Source organism: Pseudomonas sp. 32_A (assembly GCF_017490905.1).
In the GTDB taxonomy this organism is placed as follows: Bacteria; Pseudomonadota; Gammaproteobacteria; order Pseudomonadales; family Pseudomonadaceae; genus Aquipseudomonas; species Aquipseudomonas inefficax.
The window spans coordinates 1-484 of sequence record NZ_JAFGYI010000250.1 but is presented as its reverse complement, the minus strand read 5'-3'; the positions used below and the strand labels follow the sequence as shown (position 1 = coordinate 484).

Genomic DNA, 484 nt, shown 5'->3' with positions numbered 1-484 from the left:
GTATTCGTTCGTCGCGACCGCGCACTCGCTGCTGTGGAACGGGATCAAGCCGGTGTTCGTCGACATCGATCCGAGCACGCTGAATCTCGATCCCGCGAAGATCGAGGCGGCGATCACGCCGCAGACGACCGCGATCATGCCCGTGCACTGCTATGGCCGGCCGTGCGACGTCGCCGCGATCCAGAAAATCGCCGACAACTACAATCTGAAGGTGATCTATGACGCCGCGCATGCATTCGGCGTGAAGACGCCCGACGGCAGCGTGCTCGAGCACGGCGACATGTCGATCCTGAGCTTTCACGCGACGAAGGTGTTCAACACGTTCGAAGGCGGCGCGATCGTCTGCCCGGACGCGAAGACGAAGCAGCACATCGATCACCTGAAGAACTTCGGCTTCGTCGACGAAGTCACCGTCGTCGCGGCGGGAATCAACGGCAAGATGAGCGAGATCAACGCGGCATTCGGTCTGCTGCAGCTCAAGCAC

At 61.4% G+C, this 484-nt stretch carries 1 pseudogene; it reads left to right on the top strand.

Going from position 1 to position 484, the window contains the following annotated elements:
• A pseudogene (gene vioA / locus J5M58_RS26530) lies at positions 1–484 on the top strand (dTDP-4-amino-4,6-dideoxy-D-glucose aminotransferase VioA); the annotation flags it as partial.